The organism is Brevundimonas sp. SORGH_AS_0993, from assembly GCF_030818545.1.
In the GTDB taxonomy this organism is placed as follows: domain Bacteria; phylum Pseudomonadota; class Alphaproteobacteria; order Caulobacterales; family Caulobacteraceae; genus Brevundimonas.
Genome location: NZ_JAUTAH010000001.1, coordinates 2058023 through 2075998 on the forward strand (window position 1 = coordinate 2058023; position 17976 = coordinate 2075998).

The 17976-nt window shown below is 66.9% G+C and carries 18 protein-coding genes; 10 read left to right on the forward strand and 8 right to left on the reverse strand.

The window, feature by feature from the left end; genetic code table 11:
- Positions 1–148: 148 nt before the first annotated feature.
- Both QE389_RS10215 and QE389_RS10220 read left to right on the forward strand, forming a co-directional pair.
- Positions 149–619 carry an Rrf2 family transcriptional regulator gene (locus QE389_RS10215; protein WP_307366938.1) on the forward strand — a complete coding sequence of 157 codons (471 nt, stop codon included), beginning with the start codon at positions 149–151 and terminating at the stop codon, positions 617–619.
- A 7-nt stretch (positions 620–626) separates the two neighbouring features.
- Positions 627–1421 carry an SDR family oxidoreductase gene (locus QE389_RS10220; protein ID WP_307366940.1) on the forward strand — a complete coding sequence of 265 codons (795 nt, stop codon included), beginning with the start codon at positions 627–629 and terminating at the stop codon, positions 1419–1421.
- Here QE389_RS10220 and lpdA read toward each other — a convergent pair whose 3' ends face one another.
- Positions 1422–2816 (reverse strand): dihydrolipoyl dehydrogenase, encoded by a 1395-nt coding sequence (gene lpdA, locus QE389_RS10225; RefSeq protein WP_307366942.1) that lies wholly within the window; start codon positions 2814–2816, stop codon positions 1422–1424.
- A gap of 61 nt (positions 2817–2877) precedes the next feature.
- Between lpdA and QE389_RS10230 the strand changes: the two genes are divergently transcribed.
- Positions 2878–3366, forward strand: coding sequence for a hypothetical protein (locus QE389_RS10230; RefSeq protein WP_307366944.1), 489 nt, complete (start codon positions 2878–2880; stop codon positions 3364–3366).
- Here QE389_RS10230 and QE389_RS10235 read toward each other — a convergent pair.
- Genes QE389_RS10235 through QE389_RS10245 form a run of 3 tightly spaced genes read right to left on the reverse strand, consistent with a single transcriptional unit; the run spans position 3363 to position 7415 of the window.
- The gene (locus tag QE389_RS10235; protein WP_307366946.1) at positions 3363–5039 is read right to left on the reverse strand and encodes a 2-oxo acid dehydrogenase subunit E2; all 1677 of its coding nucleotides are present in this window, start codon (positions 5037–5039) and stop codon (positions 3363–3365) included. The genes QE389_RS10230 and QE389_RS10235 overlap by 4 nt on opposite strands.
- A 1-nt stretch (position 5040) precedes the next feature.
- Positions 5041–6108: an alpha-ketoacid dehydrogenase subunit beta gene (locus QE389_RS10240; RefSeq protein WP_373458347.1), complete on the reverse strand. Its 1068-nt coding sequence runs from the start codon at positions 6106–6108 to the stop codon at positions 5041–5043.
- Between the two features lie 59 nt (positions 6109–6167).
- Complete coding sequence (locus QE389_RS10245) at positions 6168–7415, reverse strand: 3-methyl-2-oxobutanoate dehydrogenase (2-methylpropanoyl-transferring) subunit alpha (RefSeq protein ID WP_307366950.1); 1248 nt, start codon at positions 7413–7415, stop codon at positions 6168–6170.
- Between the two features lie 149 nt (positions 7416–7564).
- Here QE389_RS10245 and QE389_RS10250 point away from each other — a divergent pair, with 149 nt between their 5' ends.
- The 5 genes from QE389_RS10250 to QE389_RS10270 all read left to right on the forward strand — a co-directional run bounded on the left by QE389_RS10250 (position 7565) and on the right by QE389_RS10270 (position 12806).
- Positions 7565–8053 (forward strand): Lrp/AsnC family transcriptional regulator, encoded by a 489-nt coding sequence (locus QE389_RS10250; protein WP_292088488.1) that lies wholly within the window; start codon positions 7565–7567, stop codon positions 8051–8053.
- 84 nt (positions 8054–8137) lie between these two features.
- Positions 8138–9040 carry a pirin family protein gene (locus QE389_RS10255; RefSeq protein WP_307369031.1) on the forward strand — a complete coding sequence of 301 codons (903 nt, stop codon included), beginning with the start codon at positions 8138–8140 and terminating at the stop codon, positions 9038–9040.
- 47 nt (positions 9041–9087) lie between these two features.
- On the forward strand, positions 9088–10053 hold the full coding sequence (locus tag QE389_RS10260) for a WD40 repeat domain-containing protein (protein WP_307366953.1): 966 nt from the start codon (positions 9088–9090) through the stop codon (positions 10051–10053).
- A gap of 3 nt (positions 10054–10056) precedes the next feature.
- Complete coding sequence (gene mtgA, locus QE389_RS10265; protein WP_307366955.1) at positions 10057–10749, forward strand: monofunctional biosynthetic peptidoglycan transglycosylase; 693 nt, start codon at positions 10057–10059, stop codon at positions 10747–10749.
- Between the two features lie 116 nt (positions 10750–10865).
- Entirely contained in the window at positions 10866–12806 is a 1941-nt protein-coding gene (locus tag QE389_RS10270; RefSeq protein WP_307366957.1) for a ubiquitin-activating E1 FCCH domain-containing protein, read from the forward strand.
- A gap of 17 nt (positions 12807–12823) precedes the next feature.
- Here QE389_RS10270 and QE389_RS10275 read toward each other — a convergent pair whose 3' ends face one another.
- The gene (locus QE389_RS10275) at positions 12824–13735 is read right to left on the reverse strand and encodes an isopenicillin N synthase family oxygenase (protein ID WP_307369034.1); all 912 of its coding nucleotides are present in this window, start codon (positions 13733–13735) and stop codon (positions 12824–12826) included.
- A gap of 210 nt (positions 13736–13945) precedes the next feature.
- Here QE389_RS10275 and QE389_RS10280 point away from each other — a divergent pair, with 210 nt between their 5' ends.
- On the forward strand, positions 13946–14620 hold the full coding sequence (locus QE389_RS10280; protein WP_307366960.1) for an OmpA family protein: 675 nt from the start codon (positions 13946–13948) through the stop codon (positions 14618–14620).
- A gap of 143 nt (positions 14621–14763) precedes the next feature.
- The gene (locus tag QE389_RS10285; protein ID WP_307366961.1) at positions 14764–14934 is read left to right on the forward strand and encodes a hypothetical protein; all 171 of its coding nucleotides are present in this window, start codon (positions 14764–14766) and stop codon (positions 14932–14934) included.
- A gap of 123 nt (positions 14935–15057) precedes the next feature.
- Here the strand turns inward: QE389_RS10285 and QE389_RS10290 are convergent, their stop codons facing one another.
- The 3 genes from QE389_RS10290 to QE389_RS10300 all read right to left on the reverse strand — a co-directional run bounded on the left by QE389_RS10290 (position 15058) and on the right by QE389_RS10300 (position 17963).
- Positions 15058–16218, reverse strand: a complete 1161-nt coding sequence (locus QE389_RS10290; protein ID WP_307369036.1) for an OmpA family protein — start codon at positions 16216–16218, stop codon at positions 15058–15060.
- 248 nt (positions 16219–16466) lie between these two features.
- Positions 16467–16922, reverse strand: coding sequence for a MaoC family dehydratase (locus QE389_RS10295; RefSeq protein ID WP_307366963.1), 456 nt, complete (start codon positions 16920–16922; stop codon positions 16467–16469).
- A 60-nt stretch (positions 16923–16982) separates the two neighbouring features.
- Entirely contained in the window at positions 16983–17963 is a 981-nt protein-coding gene (locus QE389_RS10300) for a threonine/serine dehydratase (RefSeq protein WP_307366965.1), read from the reverse strand.
- Between the last annotated feature and the right edge of the window lie 13 nt (positions 17964–17976).

Below are 17976 nucleotides of genomic sequence, written 5' to 3' on the forward strand. Positions count from 1 at the left end.
CGGCCTCGCCGGTCCCTTCAAAGCCGCGAGCCTTTAGGCGCATTCCGCGTCCGCTTCAATCGTGTCGCGCGGGATTCGGTTTCGACGTTCGACGGGCGGATTTGTGATTCGGCGTCCGAGGGCCTATTTTCCCATCAGGAACCGAACCATGTCAGACAGCCAGCGCTTTCCCGTCGCCGCCCACGCCCTGGCCTATATGGCCCACGGGGGCGCGTTCGGGCCTGGGCAGGCGATGCCCAGCGGCGTCCTGGCCTCGTCCATCCCGACCAACCCGGTGGTGGTGCGGCGCGTCACCGCCCTTCTGGCCAAGGCCGGTCTGATCGCCACCCGTCCCGGCGCCACCGGCGGCTCCTGGCTGCTGCGCCGACCGGAGGACATCGGCCTGGATCTGGTGCTGAAGGCGGTCAACGGCTGCGCCCACATCGGCTCTCCCCCCGCCGGCGCCAAGGGCTGCCCGATCAGCGAACATATCCCGCGCCAGGTGGCCAAGGCCCTGACCGCCGCCGACGAGGCGGCGACCGAGGCCCTGTCCAAGATCACCATCGCCGACCTGCTGGCCGAGAACCCGGCCTCGCTGGCGGCTTTTACTGTCCACCCGTCCTGCCCCGTCGCGGCTTGAGGGTCCGATGCGCCGGACTGTCCTGATCACCGGCGCGTCGGCCGGCATCGGCGCGGCCCTGGCGCGGGTCTATGCCGATCACGGCTGGGACCTGATCCTGACTGCACGGCGCGAAGGTCCGCTGCAAACCCTTGCCGCCGAACTGTCGGCCAAGGGCGCGACGGCCACGGTCGTCCCCGAAGACCTGTCCGATCCCGACGCGCCCGAACGGCTGATCGACGCCGTCGCATCGCGCGGCCTGACCGTCGACGGCCTGGTCAACAATGCGGGCTTCAGCCGCGTCACCGGCTTTCTGGACACCGAGCTTTCGGCCCACCGCGCCATGATCCAGGTCATGCTGACGGCGCCGGTCGAGCTGTCGCGCCTGTTCCTGCCCGGCATGATCGAACGCGGCTTCGGCCGGGTGCTGAATGTGGCGTCCCTGGCCGGCCAGATGCCCGCGACCGGCGGCGACACCCTGTACGGGCCGATCAAGAGCTTCCTGATCAAGGCGTCGCAGGGCTTGCATCTGGAGACGCAGGGGACCGGCGTCCACGTGACGGTGTTGAACCCCGGCTACACCCTGACGGAGTTCCACGACGTCAACGGATCGCGCGATCAGGTCTCCAGCGCCTATCCGGCCTGGATGTGGATGGACGCGGCCCGCGTGGCCCGCATCGGCCATGACGCCTGCGAGGCCAACCGACCCAGCGTCACGCCCGGCGTCATGAACAACGTCATGGCCGGACTGGCGCGCTTCCTGCCCGACGGTCTCGCGCTCCGCATGGTGGCGAACCACGCAAAGCGGCTGGACCGGATCTGATCAGATGTGGATGGCGTGCCCGAGGGCGCGCAGGCTGGCCTCGTGGAAGGCTTCGCCCAGCGTCGGGTGGACGTGGATCGTCCCGGCGACGTCTTCCAGCACCGCCCCCATTTCCAGCATCTGGGCGAAGCTGTTGGACAGTTCCGACACATGCTGGCCCACCGCCTGGATGCCCAGGATGCGGTGGTCGGGTTTCGAGGCGATGACGCGCACGAAACCGCCGTCCTCGCCCGCCTCGATGGCCAGGGCGCGACCGATGGCGGAGAAGGGGAAGACCGACTGGATCACGTCGTCGCGGCCCGTGACCTCGTTCGGACCAAGACCGGCCGAAACGATCTCCGGCTCGGTGAAACAGACGGCGGCGATGGTCATGGGATCGAACACGCGGTCATGACCGGCGATGATCTCCGCGACCACCTCGCCCTGGGCCGAACCCTTGTGCGCCAGCATGGGTTCGCCGGTCAGGTCGCCGACCGCCCAGACGTTCTTCATCGAGGTGGCGCAGCGTTGGTCGATCTTCACGAACGGGCCGGCCATGGCCACGCCCATGTTTTCTAGACCCCAGCCTCGCGTGCGCGGACGCCGGCCAACCGTGACCAGCACCTTGTCGGCGTCCAGTTGCAGCGGCTCGCCGTCCTTGGTGGTGATCGACAGCTTCCCGTCGCCGAAGCCGCCGGCGCGCGCGCCGAGATGCAGTTCGACGCCGTGCTTCTCCAGCCATTTGGCCACCGGATCGGTCAGGGCCTTGTCATAGAGGGGCAGGATGCGCTCGGCCATTTCGACGATGGCGACTTGGGCGCCCAGCTTCCTGAAGGCGATGCCCAGCTCCAGCCCGATATAGCCGCCGCCGACCACGACCAGCTTTTTGGGGACCTCCGACAGGCTCAGCGCCTCGGTCGAGGAGATGACGTCGCCGCCGAACGGCAGGAAGGGCAGCTCGACCGGCTCGGACCCCGTCGCCAGGATGACGTGTTCGGCGGTGATCTTCACGTCGCCGTCGTCGGTCTGGACGATGCAGGTCTTGGCGTCCTCGAAGTTCGCCCAGCCCTTGACGACCTTGACCTTGGCCTTTTTCAGCAGGGCCGCGACGCCCGCGTTCAGCTTACGGACGATCCCGTCCTTCCACGCGACCGTCTGCGACAGGTCGATGGCGGGCGCCGCCGCCGTGACGCCCAGCGTCCCCCCATCCGCCGCCTTGGCCACGGTCTCGAACTTGCCCGCCGCATGGATGATGGCCTTGGACGGAATACAGCCGACGTTCAGGCAGGTCCCGCCCAGCCCGTCGCCGCCATCGACCAGTACGGTGTCCAAGCCCAGTTGGCCGCAGCGAATACCTGCGACATAGCCGCCGGTGCCTGCGCCGATGATGAGGACTTTGGTTTTGATGTTCTGCATTATGATCTCAACAACAGGATGGAGCAGCCGGGCTGTGTTTGGAAAGCGACGCTTGGATGAGGTGGATATCGCCACCCAGATGTTGGACGAGCTTGTCGATCAAACTGAGCGCCTAGTGCGGTCAGGGATATTTCTCCCAGAGCGACGTGACGCAGCAAGCTTGACCTTACGATTGCTTACCGCTCCGTCTTGGGCTGCCCTAGTTCTTCACTATCGAACTTTTGACCCCGCTTACGATCCGAAGGTGGTTCTCCGAGAACTCAGAGCTTTGGTTTGTGTGGCGGTTCTCGGCGGACCCGGCAATTATTCGCAACCAGAATACGACGCCGCTTGGGCGATGTTGCACGAAGACATGACCTTGGTTTCAGGTCTCGTGCAGCGCAGAATGGACGGCGAAAACGTTCCATATTTCCCTTCCTTGGTAGCGACGCAATTCTGGGACCAGCGCCTCACCTTGGTTGGGCGAGACTTTGAGCCGCAGGAAGTAGTGTTAGCCAGCCAGGCGGTTGGCGCAGCTATGCTTGCAGTCCTCAAGCGAGCAAACGCCTAACCCATCCACAGCGTCGCCGGGTTTTCCAAGAGCCCCTTGATCCGCTGCACGAATACCGCAGCATCATGCCCGTCGACGATGCGGTGATCGAAGCTGGACGACAGGTTCATCATCTTGCGCACGACCGTCTGGCCGTCCTTGACCACGACCCGTTCGGCGATCTTGTTGGGGCCGACGATGGCGACCTCGGGGTGGTTGATGATCGGGGTGTGGACCACCCCGCCCAGCGTGCCCAGGGAGGTGATGGTGATGGTCGAACCCGACAGTTCCTCGCGCTTGGCCGAACCGTCCTTGGCCGCGCCAGACACACGCGCGATCTCCAGCGCCGTATCCCAGGCGTCGCGCGCCTCGGCATGGCGGACCACCGGCACCATCAGGCCGTTCGGCGTCTGGGCGGCGATGCCCAGATGGACCGGGGCGTGCTGGGTCAGGACGCCCGCCTCGTCGTCATAGGTGGCGTTGATCTGGGGCTGGTCGCGCAGGGCGACCACGATGGCGCGGGCGATGAAGGGCAGGACGTTCAGCTTGGGCTGGTCCTTTTGCTTCGTCGCGTTCAGGTGGGCGCGCAACTCCTCCAGCGCCGTCATGTCGATTTCCTCGACATAGGTGATGTGCGGGATGCGGCGCACGCTCTCGGCCATCTTCTCCGCGATCTTGCGGCGCAAGCCGATGATGCGGACCTCTGTGGTCCCCTCGGCGCGGGCGAAGGCCGATCCGCCTGCCGCGGGGGCGGAGGCGGGGACCGATCCGCCGCGCGCGATGAAGCCGTCCAGGTCCTCGTGCGTGATCCGCCCGGCCGGGCCGGACCCCGGCACGAAGGTCAGGTCCACGCCCAGGTCGCGCGCCCGGTTGCGCACGGCGGGCGAGGCCAGCGGGCGTTCGCCCGGTGCGCGGCCGGTCAAGGCGGGGACGGGTTTGCCCCCCTCCGCCGCTGCGCGGGTACTCCCCCCGACGGGGGGAGACTTGGGTGCAGGCGCCGCTGTCGATCCTCCCCCATCGGGGGAGGGGGACCGCGAAGCGGTGGAGGGGGCCGAAGCGGGCCCGGGCGTCGAGACATTGCCCCGCCCCTCGACATCGAACGCGACCAGAGGACCGCCGACCGGCACCGACTTGCCCGCTTCGCCGTATAGGGCGACGACCGTGCCGGCGACAGGCGAGGTGATCTCCACCGTGGCCTTGTCGGTCATGATGTCGGCGATGATCTGGTCTTCCTCGACCGCGTCGCCGACCTTGACGTGCCAGCCGACCAGCTCGGCCTCTGCGGTGCCTTCGCCGACGTCCGGCAGTTTGAAGACATAGTTGCCGCCCGCCGTTTCCACTGTATGCGCAGGCGCGACCGGCGGCTTGGCTGCTGGCTTGGGCGCGGCTTCTGCGGCGGGCTTTACAGCAGGAGGGGACGCCGGTTCGGGCGCATCGGCGGCATTGCCCGCACCCTCGACCTCGAACTCGACCAGAGGGCCGCGCACGGGGATCATCTGGCCGGGTTCGCCGTGGATGGCCGTAACCTTGCCGGATACCGGCGCGGTGATCTCCACCGTGGCCTTGTCGGTCATGACGTCGGCGACGATCTGGTCCTCGGCGACCATGTCGCCGACCTTGACGTGCCAGGCGACCAGTTCGGCCTCGGCGGTGCCTTCGCCCACGTCGGGCAGTTTGAAGACGAAACGACCCATCTTAACGACCTCCCGTCATGACGCTCTTCAAGGCGTCTGCGACCCGTTGCGGTCCGGGGAAATATTCCCATTCGAAAGCATGGGGATAGGGGGTGTCCCAGCCCGTCACGCGCGCGACGGGCGCCTCCAGGTGATAGAAGCAGCGCTCCTGAACCAGGGCCGACAGTTCGCCGCCGAAGCCCGAGGTCTTGGGCGCCTCATGCACGATGACGCAGCGGCCGGTCTTCTTCACGCTGGCCTCGATGGTCTCGATGTCCAGCGGCACGAGCGAGCGCAGGTCGATGACCTCGGCGTCCACGCCCGCGTGTTCGGCGCCCGCCAGCGCAACCCAGACCATGGTGCCATAGGCCAGGATGGTGACGTCGTTTCCTTCGCGCATCACGCGCGCCTTGCCGATCGGCTCGACATATTTGCCGGTCGGGACCTGGGCGAGGTCCTGCGTCTTCCACGGCGAGACCGGCTTCTCGTGCCAGCCGTCGAACGGGCCGTTGTAGAGGCGTTTCGGCTCGAAGAAGACGACCGGGTCGTCGTCCTCGATGGCGGCGGTCAGCAGGCCCTTGGCGTCATAGGGGTTGGACGGGATGACGACCTTCAGTCCCGCGATATGGGTGAACAGGCTTTCCGGCGACTGGCTGTGCGTCTGGCCGCCGAAGATGCCGCCGCCATAGGGGCTGCGGATCGTGATCGGGCTGGTGAACTGGCCGCCCGAGCGATAGCGCATCTTGGCCGCTTCCGAGACGATCTGGTCGTAGGCGGGATAGATGTAGTCGGCGAACTGAATCTCCACGACCGGGCGCAGGCCATAGGCGCCCATCCCGATGGCCGCGGCGACGATGCCGCACTCCGAGATCGGGGCGTCGAAGCTGCGGGTCAGGCCGTGCTTCTGCTGCAGCTTGTCGGTGACGCGGAAGACGCCGCCGAAATAGCCCGCGTCCTCGCCGAACGACAGGACGTCGGGGTCCTCGGCCATCTTGACGTCGATGGCCGAGTTCAGGGCCTGGATCATGTTCATCGGCTGGATGCCGGCGCCGGTCGCCTCAGAGGCCGGGGCGGCGTTCTGATCGACCATGTCGGGTTCGACGCCGTCGTTGCGGTCGGCCTCGGTGAAGGTGGTTTGCTCAGCCATGGTCAGACCCCCACCTCGCGGCGCTGTTCGACCAGGCGCCAGTCCTCGGTCGCATAGACCTCTTCGAACATCGTCTTCACGCTGGGCCGCGACTGGCCCAGGGTGCCGATGGCTTCGGCCTCCTTGCCGGCGGCGCGGACCTGTTCGACCGCCGCCTTCAGGGCCTCGGCGTGGCGGTCGTCGTCCCACTCCCCGATAAGGACCAGGTGCTGGCGCAGCCGCTCGATCGGATCGCCCAGCGGCCACTTGTCGTGCTCGTCGCCCGGACGATAGCGGCTGGGGTCGTCGGAGGTGGAGTGCGGGGCCCCGCGATAGGTGAACAGTTCTATCACCGTGGCGCCCTGGTTTGACCGCGCCCGCTCTTCGGCCCACTGGGTCGCGGCCCAGACCGCCAGAAAGTCGTTGCCGTCCACCCGCAGGGCAGGCAGGCCGTAACCGATGGCCTTGGAGGCGAAGGTGGTCTCCAGCCCCCCGGCGATGCCCATGAAGGACGAAATGGCCCACTGGTTGTTGACGACGTTTAGGATGACCGGGGCGCGATAGACGCTGGCGAAGGTCAGGGCGTTGTGGAAGTCGCCTTCCGCCGTGGCCCCGTCGCCTATCCAGCTGATGGCGATCTTGTCGTCGCCCTTGTAGGCGCTGGCCATGGCCCAGCCGACGGCCTGCGGCACCTGGGTGCCCAGATTGCCCGATATGGTGAAGAAGCCATGGTCCTTGGCCGAATACATGATCGGCAGCTGGCGGCCTTTGATAGGGTCCGCCGCGTTCGAATAGATCTGGTTCATCATGTCGACCAGCGGATAGCCGCGCGCGATCAAGAGCCCCTGCTGGCGATAGGTGGGAAAGCCCATGTCCTCGCGGCTCAGCAGCATCCCCTGGGCGACCGCGATCGCCTCCTCGCCGGTGCATTTCATGTAGAAGCTGGTCTTGCCCTGACGATGGGCGCGGTGCATCCGGTCGTCGAAGGCGCGCGTCAGGATCATGGCCTTCAGGCCGCGACGCAATGTCTCGGGGTCCAGGCGCGGATTCCAGGGGCCGACCGCCTCGCCCGCATCGTCCAGGACGCGAATCAGTCCAAAGGCCAGGTCGCGCATCTCATAGGGTTTCGCGCCGACCTCGGGCCGCTCCACGGCGCCGGCGGCGTCCAGAACCAGATGGCCGAAGTCCGGCGCGTCCCCCGGCCGCCCTGCCGGTTCAGGCACATGCAAGGACAACGGCTGGCTGTTCTTCTTCATGTTTTTATCGTTCATGCGGGCGTCCCTGTTCCTTTCGGAGTCCGTCCGTGTTTCCCCTGGCCGTGTGATAACACGACGCTCACGCCGGCGCTCGCTCAATTTGACCTTGCATCTTCCCGATTTCGGGTATTTTATTTCGCCATAATCATAATCGGAGAAACACCTTGGCGGACGAACTCGATCCCATCGACGCCCGGATCCTGGATATCCTTCAACAAGACGCCGGATTGTCGGTCGCGGAGGTCGCGGATCGGGTCGGACTGTCGGCCTCGCCCTGCTGGCGACGGATCAAGCGGCTGGAGGATTCCGGCCTGATCACCAAGCGCGTCACCCTGCTGAACGCGCAGCTCCTGGGCCTGGACTTCGAGGTTTACGCCATCGTCAAACTGACCCTGCCGTCGTCCGAGAATCTCGAAATCTTCGACAAGGCCGTGGCCGGATGGCCCGAGGTCGTCCAGTGCGCCACCATCACGGGGCGCGAGGACTATGTGCTGCGGATCATCACCTCCGACATGCACGCCTTCGACCGCTTCCTGCGCGAGAAACTGCTGGCCCTGGGTCTGGTGTCCGACTGCGAAAGCCATATCGTGACGCGCGGCGTGAAGAATGTGACCGCCCTGCCCCTTGGCATCGTCACGCCCCACGTCGGATAGCGCTGCGGAATACTCGGCCCCAGGTTTCAAGCGAGAGCCTGATTCACGCCGCCGAAAGGCGATCAGGCTCGGAGGATGAAAATCATGATCGAACTGGTGATCGACGCGCGGCGCAAGGACCTGGGCGGGTTCGAGGTCGGGCGCGTCCTGCCGTTTCATGCGCGGCGGATGGTCGGCCCCTTCATCTTCCTGGACCAGATGGGACCGGCCGAGTTCGCGCCCGGCGCCACGGCCATCGACGTTCGGCCCCACCCGCACATCGGCCTGTCGACCCTGACCTATCTGTTCGAGGGGGAGATCATGCACCACGACAACCTCGGCTATAATCAGGCGATCCGGCCGGGCGAGGTCAACTGGATGACAGCCGGGCGCGGCATCGTCCATTCCGAACGCACCGACCCCCTGAAGAAAAGCCGGGGCGGTCCGATGCACGGCATGCAGGCCTGGGTCGCCCTGCCGACCGAGGCCGAGGAGGTCGAGCCCTCCTTCCATCACCTGGGCGAGGACGCCCAGCCGACCTATGAGAACGGCGGCCTGTTCGCGCGGCTTGTGGCGGGCGAGGCCTATGGCGCCAAGGCGGCGGCCCCCGTGTCGTCCCCCCTGTTCTATGTCCACTGGGAGCTGCACCCGGGCGTGCGCACCGCACCGCCCGCCGCGCGCGAGATGAGCGAACGCGCGCTGTTCGTCGCCAAGGGCTCCATCGAGGTCGGCGACCGCACCTTCCACGAGGGCCAGATGATCGTGCTGGAGCCCAGCGCCGAGCCGACCGTCAAGGCCCTGACCCAGGCCACCGTCATGGTCCTGGGCGGAGCGCCGGTGGGCGAACGGCTGATCTGGTGGAATTTCGTCTCCTCCAGTCAGGCGCGGCTGGATCAGGCCAAGGCCGACTGGAAGGCCGGCCGCATGGCCCTGCCCAGCGAGGACGATCTGGAGTTCATCCCCCTGCCGGAAGAGCCGACGCCACCCCCTCCGACCGATCCGGTCTGAGACGCCGCCCATTTGCAGCCGTCCGCGCAACCCGCTAACGCCTGACCATGAATTTCGATTTCGACGCCCAGATCACCGCCGCCCTGTTCGACCAGACCGGGGCCGTCTTCGCCCTGGGCGACGGTTCGGTCCGGTTCGAGGATCGCACGCGGGTCGAGGCGCACGACGGGGCCGTGCTGTGCGCGTGCGTCCATCCGACCGGCGACGGAATCGTCACCGGGGGCGATGACGGCAAGGTCGTCTGGACCCGCCGCGACGAGGGGCCGGTCGTGCTGGCCACGGCCAGGAACCAGTGGATCGACGCCATCGACGCGGCGCCCGCCTCGGGCCTGATCGCCTTTACCCAGGGGCGCACCCTGTCGGTGATCGACGCCGCCGAAGTCGGCTTCCGCCGCGACTTTCAGCACGAGCGCACGGTGTCCGGCGTGGCCTTCGATCCCAAGGGCCGGCGCATCGCCGCCTCAACCTATGGCGGGGCCGCCCTGTGGTACGCTCGCATCGAAAAACAGCAGCCGACCCGGCTGGCCTGGGCCGGCTCGCACACCGGCGTGGCCTTTTCGCCCGATGGCGGTTTCGTCGTCACCACCATGCAGGACAACCAGTTGCACGGCTGGCGGCTGAAGGACGCCAAGAACCTGCGCATGGGCGGCTATCCGTCCAAGGTGCGGTCCCTGGCCTTCCTGGCCGACGGCCAGATTTTGGCGACCTCCGGCGCGCAAGGGGCGGTGTTGTGGCCCTTCGTCGGATCGAACGGCCCCATGGGGCGCGAGGCGACCGAGATCGGCTATGACGACACCACCTTGGTCAACCGGGTCGCCGCCCGGCCGAACCAGCCCCTGCTCGCGGCGGGTCTGGCCGACGGCCGGGTGTGGATCGCCCACCCGGCCGGCCAGGGCCTGAACTTCGTCAAGGCCGACAGGGGCGCCGCCATCGTCGCCCTGGCCCTGAGTCCGGAGGCCGACAAGGTCGCCTGGGCCGACGAGGACGGGGCCGCCGGCGTCGCGGTGCTTTAAGGCATGGCGCGCTCGGGCGAATCCCGCTGGCGCCGCGTCTGGCTGGCCCTGCTGCTGATCGTCGTCGGCGTTCCCGTCGGCGGGGTCCTGCTGTTCGCCATAGTCCCTCCGACGCCCACCATCCTGATGCTTCAACAGGCCGCGCGCGGCGAGGGGCTGGATTATCGCTGGCGCGGTCTGAACGCCATATCGCCCCATCTGGTGGACGCCGCCATCGCCGCCGAGGACGCCGGCTTCTGCAGTCACCGCGGCTTCGACCTCACGGCCATCGAAAAGGCGCTGGACCATAACGCCGACGGCGGGCGGCTGCGCGGCGGCTCCACCATCAGCCAGCAGACCGCCAAGAACGTCTTCCTGTGGCCCTCGCGCGACTGGGTCCGAAAGGGTCTGGAGGCGGGCTACACCGTCCTGATCGAGACCGTCTGGGGCAAGCGCCGGATCATGGAGGTCTATCTGAACGTGGTGGAATGGGCCCCCGGCGTCTATGGCGCCCAGGCCGCGTCGCAGCACTGGTTCGGCAAGGACGCCCGATCCCTGACGCGCACCGAGGCCGCACGCCTGGCCGCCATCCTGCCCTCGCCTCGTCGGTACGAGGCCGTCGCGCCAGGCCCCTACGTCCGCCGGCGCGCCACCCGCATCCAGGCGGCCATGGGGACGGTTCGCAACCGGGGTCTGGACGCCTGCGTCCTGGGCTGAGCCTGGGCTGATTCTGGCCCCGCCTTAACCGTCGTTAACCGCGCCGCTTGGCGCTTCCCTAACCCTAAGGGCGCAGACTGCCGCAAAGAGAGGCGATCTGCGCCTCGGGAAAACAGATGGCGACGGCTCAGGAACGAATCGGCACGGTCATTCGACGGCTCGGCGCGCTTTCGCGCCGGCTGGCGTCGAACCGGCGCGGAAACGTGGTGATGATGTTCGCCTTCGCCATGCCGATGCTGCTGATGCTGACCCTGGGCGGCATCGACATCAGCCGGATCACCACGGTCAAGGCGCGGATGCAGGATGCGCTGGACGCCGCCACCCTGGCCGCCGCCCGGTCCTCCTATACCGACGTGGCGGACTTGAAGCGCGTGGCCCTGACCACGCTGAACGCCAACCTGCGCAACGCCGATGTGGAGCCTTTCAAGGACTCGGATTTCCAGATCGTCCTGACCGAAGACCAGGTCGTGATCTCGAACCTGCAGGTGCGCGTGAAGACCCTGGTCGCCAATATCGTGCTGCCGCCCTATGGCAAGCTGCTGGACGACTTCATTCCGATCAGTGTGCGCTCCGAAGTCAATCGCTCGTCGAAGGACATCGAGGTAGCCATGGTGCTGGACATCACCGGCTCGATGGGCGGGTCGCGGATCGCCAGTCTGAAGGACGCCGCACGTCAACTGACGACCATCGTCGTCCAGGATCAGCAGCAGCCCTACTATTCCCGCCTGGCCGTCGTTCCCTATTCGACCGGCGTGAACCTGGGCTCGCTCGCGGCCACGGCGCGCGGCGCGCCGATCCAGTTCACCTCGATCACCCGGGTCGATTGGTCCACCGGGGACGCCAAGTCCATCACCGACGCGACCCGCGCCAATCCCGGCTACATCACCGCCAGCAACCACGGCTTCAAGAACGGCGACTACGTCTGGATCAAGGACGTGGTGGGCATGACTCAGCTGAACGGCAAGGCCTATCGGGTGGCCAACGCCTCCTCCAACAGCTTCTCACTGCAAAGCTGGAACGGATCGTCGTGGCAGAACGTCAACACGTCCAGCTACAGCAACTATAGCCGCAACGGGACGGCGACGGAGTGCCTGCTGTCCGACTGTACGGTGGTCGTGACGGCGCCCAACCACGGCCTGGCCGCCACGGACCCGGCGACCGGCGCCCAGTCCAGCATCCGCATCACCGACGTGGGCGGCATGAGCCAGCTGAACACGACATCTTCGACCTCCTACTGGCCGATCTTCAACGTCACCGCCAACACCTTCTCGTTGAACGTGGTCGGCCCGACGGCGAGCCCCTACACGTCCGGAGGCAGGGTGTGGTGCGGATACGACGGGTGCCAATGGCGAATCTACGCCAACACCTCGGGCGCGACCAAGGTTTACCCCATCAGCGACTGCGTCAGCGAACGAACCGGCCCCCACGCCTATGACGACGTATCGCCGAGCACGGCCTTGGTCGGCCGCTACTACGCCAACGCCGGGGGATCCAACGCCAAATGCACGGTGTCGCCGCTGCTGCCCCTGACCGACGACCGCAATGCGATCAATCAGTTGATCGGGCCGGCGAACAACAGCAGACAGGGCCTTCAGGCAGACGGCTATACGGCGGCCCAGATCGGATTGGCCTGGGGCTGGTATGCGGTCTCCCCGTCCTTCAATGCCTTGTGGCGCCAGTTTCCCGCCGCCGAATACAACCCGCGCAAGACCTTGAAAGCCGTCATCCTGATGACCGACGGCGAGTTCAATGCGCCCTACTGCTCGGGCGTCCTGGCCAGCAACGCCTCGTTCGGCGGATCGGATCGTGCGGCCTGCCCGGCGCCTAACGGCGAGCCCTACGGCCAATCCAGAGCCCTTTGCGAGGCCATCAAGAACAAGGACATCATCCTCTACACCGTCGGCTTCCAGGTCTCGGCCAACAGCACCGCTGGCCGCTTCCTGCGCGACTGCGCCACCAGCCCCTCCAACTTCTTTCTGCCGGCGAGCGGCGCCGACCTCACCGAATCCTTCAAGGCCATCGGCCGCGACATCACCCGATTGCGTATCTCGCGCTGACCGAAGGCGCAGTCGGCTCAGAGCAGCCGGATTTCGCGTAGGCGTTCAGTCAGATAGTCCTCGGCCAGGATGGTCTTGCCGGCGTAGCGATCGGGATTGTCCGGCGTGATCGTGCTGGGCAGGGTCTCGATCGGGAAGTCAGGATTGAAGTGCAGGAAGAAGGGCGTCGAATAGCGGGCGAAGCCGCGCCGTTCGGGCGCCGGATTGACCACCCGGTGCGTGGTCGACGGCAGGACGTGGTTGGTCAGGCGCTGCAGCATGTCGCCGATGTTGACCACCAGGGCGCCGGGCGGCGGCGCGATGTCCAGCCATTCTCCGTCCCGGTCCAGCAGTTGAAGCCCGGCTTCTTCGGCGCCCAGAAGCAGGGTGATGACATTGATGTCCTCGTGCGCCCCGGCCCGCACGCCCGGCGCATCCGCCGGCACCGGCGGATAATGCAGCATGCGCAGCACGCTGTTGCCCAGTTGAACCTTGTCCTCGAAGAAGCCGTCGCCCAGCTTCAGATAGCGGGCGATGGCGCGCAGCACCCGTGCGCCCAGCCGGTCCAGATCCTCGTACATGCCGTACAGGTGCGTCCGGAAGCCCGGTATCTCGGTCGGCCAGACGTTGTCGCGCATATATTTGCGGTAGGGATGACCGTCCGGCAGCTCCCGGCCGACGTGCCAGAACTCCTTCAGATCGACGGTCGCGGCGCCCTTGGCCGCCTCCACGCCGAAGGGCGTCAGGCCCCGCGCGCCACCCGTGCCTGGCTGGTGGTACTGGCGCTTGACCTCTTCCGGCAAGGCGAAGAAGGTCTTGGCGTCGTCCAGTGCGGCGGCGATCCGCGCCTCGTCCAGACCGTGATCGGCGATCACCGCAAAGCCATAGCGGGCGAAAGACGCGCCCAGAGCGTCGCTGAAGCCCTGAAAATCGACATCATACAGGCTCATCGATACGGGAACGATGGCGCGGCTGGCAGGGGTTTCGGTCTGGGTCGCGCTCACGGCGTCGTCCTCGTTTTGATCGGTTGCGGCGGCTCCCATACGCCCTTTCCCGCCCAATGTCAGGACACGGCCTTGTTCAGCAACGGTACAGCTTGGAACCTAGACAGTAGGGCTGCGTTTTCCGCGCCAGACTGAAAAACCAAGAAGGATACCATCATGCGCGCCAAGATCTTCGTCGCCGGCGTCTCCATCGCCGCCCTGCTGGGCGCCGCCGCCTGCACCACGACCGACCCGTATCGCTCCGCCCCCCAGCGCAACAACACCGGCACGGGCGCCATCGCCGGCGCCCTGGGCGGCGCCCTGCTGGGCTATCTGACCAACACGTCCAACGGCGAACAGGGGCGCAAGAACGCCCTGATCGGCGCCGGCATCGGCGCTCTGGGCGGCGCCTCCGTCGGCCGTTACATGGACAACCAGCAGCGCGCGCTGGAATCCCAGCTGTCGGGCAGCGGCGTCGGCGTGGCGCGCCAGGGCGACAGTCTGATCCTGCGCATGCCCTCCGACGTTACCTTCGCCACCAACCAGTCCTCGGTCGATCCACGCTTCATGCCTGTGCTCGACGATGTGGCCCAGGTGCTGCAGCAGTACGATCAATCCACCATCGACGTGATCGGCCACACGGACTCCTCGGGCGGCGACGCGATCAACCAGCCGCTGTCGGAGCGCCGGGCCAGCAGCGTGGCGTCGGAACTGGTGCGTCGCGGCGTCCTGGCCCAGCGGATCTATGTCGCCGGAGAAAGCGCGCGCAACCCGATCGCCTCCAACGCCACGCCGGAAGGCAAGGCTCAGAACCGGCGCGTGGAAATCCTGATCCGGCCGTTCACCGGCTGACGATCGGCAAGGGCTTCCAGGGTGGAAGGGCGGCGCTCGGCGTCGCCCTTTTCCATGCCTACAGCGATCGTCGTCACACCGTTCCGTGAGTTGCGTTCGGCTCGCCCTCGTGATTCCGATAGGTCGGACAGAACGCTCAGGTCATGACGTCAGAACACCGCGAAATCACCGAGGGCTTGAAACTGGCAGGCATAGCCATCGGTTTCGCCATCGTGACAGCCATGCTGATGATCGGAATCGGCGAGGCTCTGCTGCGTCATCCGCCGGCCTTGGTCTCTGACGGCTCTTCGCAGACCTCGCCTCAGTCGAACTGACATCGGCCGATCATAGAAAAACCGCCGCTTCCGGACCGGAAGCGGCGGTTGATCTTATCGACCTTCTTGGTCCCGTTTGGATGTCCGGCCCGGAAGGGCTCCGGGCCGGATGTCGTTGGGGTCTTAGAAGTTGATGTCGACGGTCGCGCGACGGTTGAGCGGTTCGCGCACGCCGTCGGCGGTCGGCTTGGCCAGGTTGGTCTCGCCCTTGCCGTCCAGGGCGATGACGCCGCCGTTGACGCCTTGGGCGACCAGGGCGTCGGCCACGGTGCGGGCGCGACGGTTGGACAGGCCCAGGTTATAGGCGGCCGAACCCGAGGTGTCGGTGTAGCCGACGATCAGCACGCGGGTTGGGCTGCCCGACTTGGCGTAGTTGGCGGCCTGGGTCACGACCGAGCGGGCTTCCGCCGTCAGGTCCGAACGATCCCAGTCGAAATAGACCACGAACTGACGCGCGGCCGGCTTCTGCACCACCGGCGGCGGCGGGGGAGGCGGCGGCGGGGGCGGCGGAGGCGGCGGGGGAGGCGGCGGGGGCGGAGGCGGCGGGGCCTCTTCGGCGCCGAAGCTGTAGCGCAGACCCAGGGTCACGGTGTGCGACTGATCGTAGTCGCCGTCCCAGGTGCCGAAGCTGGTCGCGCCGGCGCCCGTGCCGACCGTGCTCGAATCCCACGAGGCGTCGCCCGTCAGATAGCGATAGGTCAGGTCGATGTTGGCGCGGTCGCCGATCGCCCAGGCCAGACCGGCGATCGCCTGAGCGGCGAACTTGGTCGAGGTGTCGTCCGCAGCGAAGCTGGCGCCGCGGTTGGCGCGGAGCGCGCCGACCGTATCGACCTTCACGCGGTTCACGCCGGCGCCCAGGCCGACGAACGGACGCACGCCCCAGGCTTCGTAACCGAAGTCATAGATGACGTTCGCCATCAGGGTGGCCGATTCGATGTCGCCTTCGGGCGAGAAGCAGCCGCCGGTGGCCGGCGTCAGGTTGCACAGGCCCTGCGTGCCCGAAACGGCGCGCACGGTGCCGATGTCGCCCGAGCGATAGCCGCCTTCCAGTTCGACGCGCCAGTTCGGGTTGAAGCGATAGCCCAGGCGCGCAAACGCGGCCCAACCGTCGTTCACTTCCCAGTTCCAGTTGGCGCCCGTCGTCGACGACTCGGCGTTGATCTTGTCGATCCACTGATAACCGGCGTCGACCGCGCCGTACCAGCCGTTCGGTTCCGCCGACGCCGCACCAGCGGACAGGGCCAGGGCGGCCGCTGCGCTGGAGGCCAGCACGATACTCTTCATACGCATAGGGGTTAGCCCTCCGCCTGTTGATGTAGGGCGGATTCCACCGCCTGTTTCGGCTCTTATCAGCGTTGCCTTGGAAGGTCGAGGCGGAAACGCGGCGCAAAAGGGCGCGAAAACATGTACCGTGGCCTTGATGATACAGGTAAATTTGCACGCATCGGCGGCTAGGTCCCGGCTTTAACCCTGTTCAGGCCGCAATCTCAGGCCGTCGCCGCGCAACCGACTAGGCGACGGTTGGAACGGGCCTAGGGCGCCACCATCTGCATGCCCAGCCATTCGGCGATCAGGGCCGGCTTGTCTCCCCCTTCGATCTCGACCGTCAGTTCGTGCTTCAACAGCCAACGGCCGGCGCCCTTGTCTTCGGCCGACAACAGCTTGAACCGGCCGCGGACGCGGGCTCCGGCGGGAACCGGCGCCAGGAAACGCAACCTGTCGAAGCCGTAGTTCACCCCCATCGTGACCCCGTCCAGCGGCGCCACGGCGTCGTAGCTCATGGCCGAGGCCAGGCTGAGGGTCAGAAAACCGTGAGCGATCGTGCCGCCGAAGGGCGTGGCCCTGGCGGCCTCGGGATCGACGTGGATGAACTGGTGATCTTCGGTGCAGTCGGCGAAGGCGTCGATGCGGGCCTGCGTCACCTCGATCCATCGGGAGACGCCGACCTCCTGGCCGATCAATCCCTGCAGCGCGCTGACGGCGGTCATCCTGTCCTCCCGGTTTTGTTTGAAGGCGAGCTTGTCCGAGCCGCGGCGACCTGAAAAGCCCTATCCCTTGAAACGCCCCTCGATAATCTCGGCGTAGAGCGTGGGATCGACATTGCCGCCGGACAGAACGATTCCCGTCGTCCGGTCGCGCGCCTCGACCTTGCCGGCCAGGAGCGCGGCCAGGGACACGGCGCCGCCCGGCTCCACCACCAGTTTCAGATGTCGAAAGGCGAAACGCATCGCCTCGGCCACCTCGGCGTCCGACACGGTCAGGGCGCAGGCCAGCCGCCGGTTGATCGGCCAGGTCAGTTCCCCGGGCATGGGGGCCATCAGGGCGTCGCAGATCGAGGGCGACCCTTGCGGATGACCGACCCGTTCGCCGGCCGCCAGAGACCGCGCCGTGTCGTCGAACCCCTCGGGCTCCACCACCATGACCCTTGTTTCGGGCGAACGTTCAGCCAGAACCAGATTTATTCCGGCGATCAGCCCTCCGCCCGAGGCGCCGCACAAAAGCTGATCGAGCGGCGCATCGGCCTGGTCCAGCATCTCCAGCGCCGTGGTCCCCTGCCCTTCGATGACGAAGGGGTCGTCGAACGGCGGCACGAGAACCGCGCCGCGTTCGGCGGCGATGGCGGCGCCGATGGCCTCCCGGCTCTCGGTCCAGCGGTCGTAGGTCCGCACCTCTCCGCCGAAGCCGAACACCCCCTCTACCTTCACCCGGGGCGAGTCCGACGGCATGACGATGATCGCGGGCGTCCCGGCCAGGGCGGCGGCCGCGGCCACCCCTTGCGCGTGATTGCCGGACGAAAAGGCGACCACGCCGCGACGCCGCTCGTCATCGTCCAGTCGACAGACTCGGTTATAGGCGCCGCGAAACTTGAAGGCCCCGGCGCGCTGCAGGCTTTCCGCCTTCATCAGCACCCGACCGCCCACGACGGCGTTCAGGGCGGGACTTTCCAACAGCGGCGTGCGCACGGCGACGCCTTCGATGCGGCGGGCGGCGTCCAGGACGCCTTCGTAGCTGGGCAGGGGGTTCGTCATATGCTCCCTTTAG

Bases quoted from the DNA above. Each gene is read 5' to 3' on its own strand.
- QE389_RS10215 (WP_307366938.1), top strand. From the start codon at position 149: ATGTCAGACAGCCAGCGCTTTCCCGTCGCCGCCCACGCCCTGGCCTAT.
- QE389_RS10220 (WP_307366940.1), top strand. From the start codon at position 627: ATGCGCCGGACTGTCCTGATCACCGGCGCGTCGGCCGGCATCGGCGCG.
- lpdA (WP_307366942.1), bottom strand. From the start codon at position 2,816: ATGCAGAACATCAAAACCAAAGTCCTCATCATCGGCGCAGGCACCGGC.
- QE389_RS10235 (WP_307366946.1), bottom strand. From the start codon at position 5,039: ATGGGTCGTTTCGTCTTCAAACTGCCCGACGTGGGCGAAGGCACCGCC.
- QE389_RS10240 (WP_373458347.1), bottom strand. From the start codon at position 6,108: ATGGTCGATCAGAACGCCGCCCCGGCCTCTGAGGCGACCGGCGCCGGC.
- QE389_RS10245 (WP_307366950.1), bottom strand. From the start codon at position 7,415: ATGAACGATAAAAACATGAAGAAGAACAGCCAGCCGTTGTCCTTGCAT.
- QE389_RS10255 (WP_307369031.1), top strand. From the start codon at position 8,138: ATGATCGAACTGGTGATCGACGCGCGGCGCAAGGACCTGGGCGGGTTC.
- QE389_RS10260 (WP_307366953.1), top strand. From the start codon at position 9,088: ATGAATTTCGATTTCGACGCCCAGATCACCGCCGCCCTGTTCGACCAG.
- mtgA (WP_307366955.1), top strand. From the start codon at position 10,057: ATGGCGCGCTCGGGCGAATCCCGCTGGCGCCGCGTCTGGCTGGCCCTG.
- QE389_RS10270 (WP_307366957.1), top strand. From the start codon at position 10,866: ATGGCGACGGCTCAGGAACGAATCGGCACGGTCATTCGACGGCTCGGC.
- QE389_RS10275 (WP_307369034.1), bottom strand. From the start codon at position 13,735: ATGAGCCTGTATGATGTCGATTTTCAGGGCTTCAGCGACGCTCTGGGC.
- QE389_RS10280 (WP_307366960.1), top strand. From the start codon at position 13,946: ATGCGCGCCAAGATCTTCGTCGCCGGCGTCTCCATCGCCGCCCTGCTG.
- QE389_RS10285 (WP_307366961.1), top strand. From the start codon at position 14,764: ATGACGTCAGAACACCGCGAAATCACCGAGGGCTTGAAACTGGCAGGC.
- QE389_RS10290 (WP_307369036.1), bottom strand. From the start codon at position 16,218: ATGAAGAGTATCGTGCTGGCCTCCAGCGCAGCGGCCGCCCTGGCCCTG.
- QE389_RS10295 (WP_307366963.1), bottom strand. From the start codon at position 16,922: ATGACCGCCGTCAGCGCGCTGCAGGGATTGATCGGCCAGGAGGTCGGC.
- QE389_RS10300 (WP_307366965.1), bottom strand. From the start codon at position 17,963: ATGACGAACCCCCTGCCCAGCTACGAAGGCGTCCTGGACGCCGCCCGC.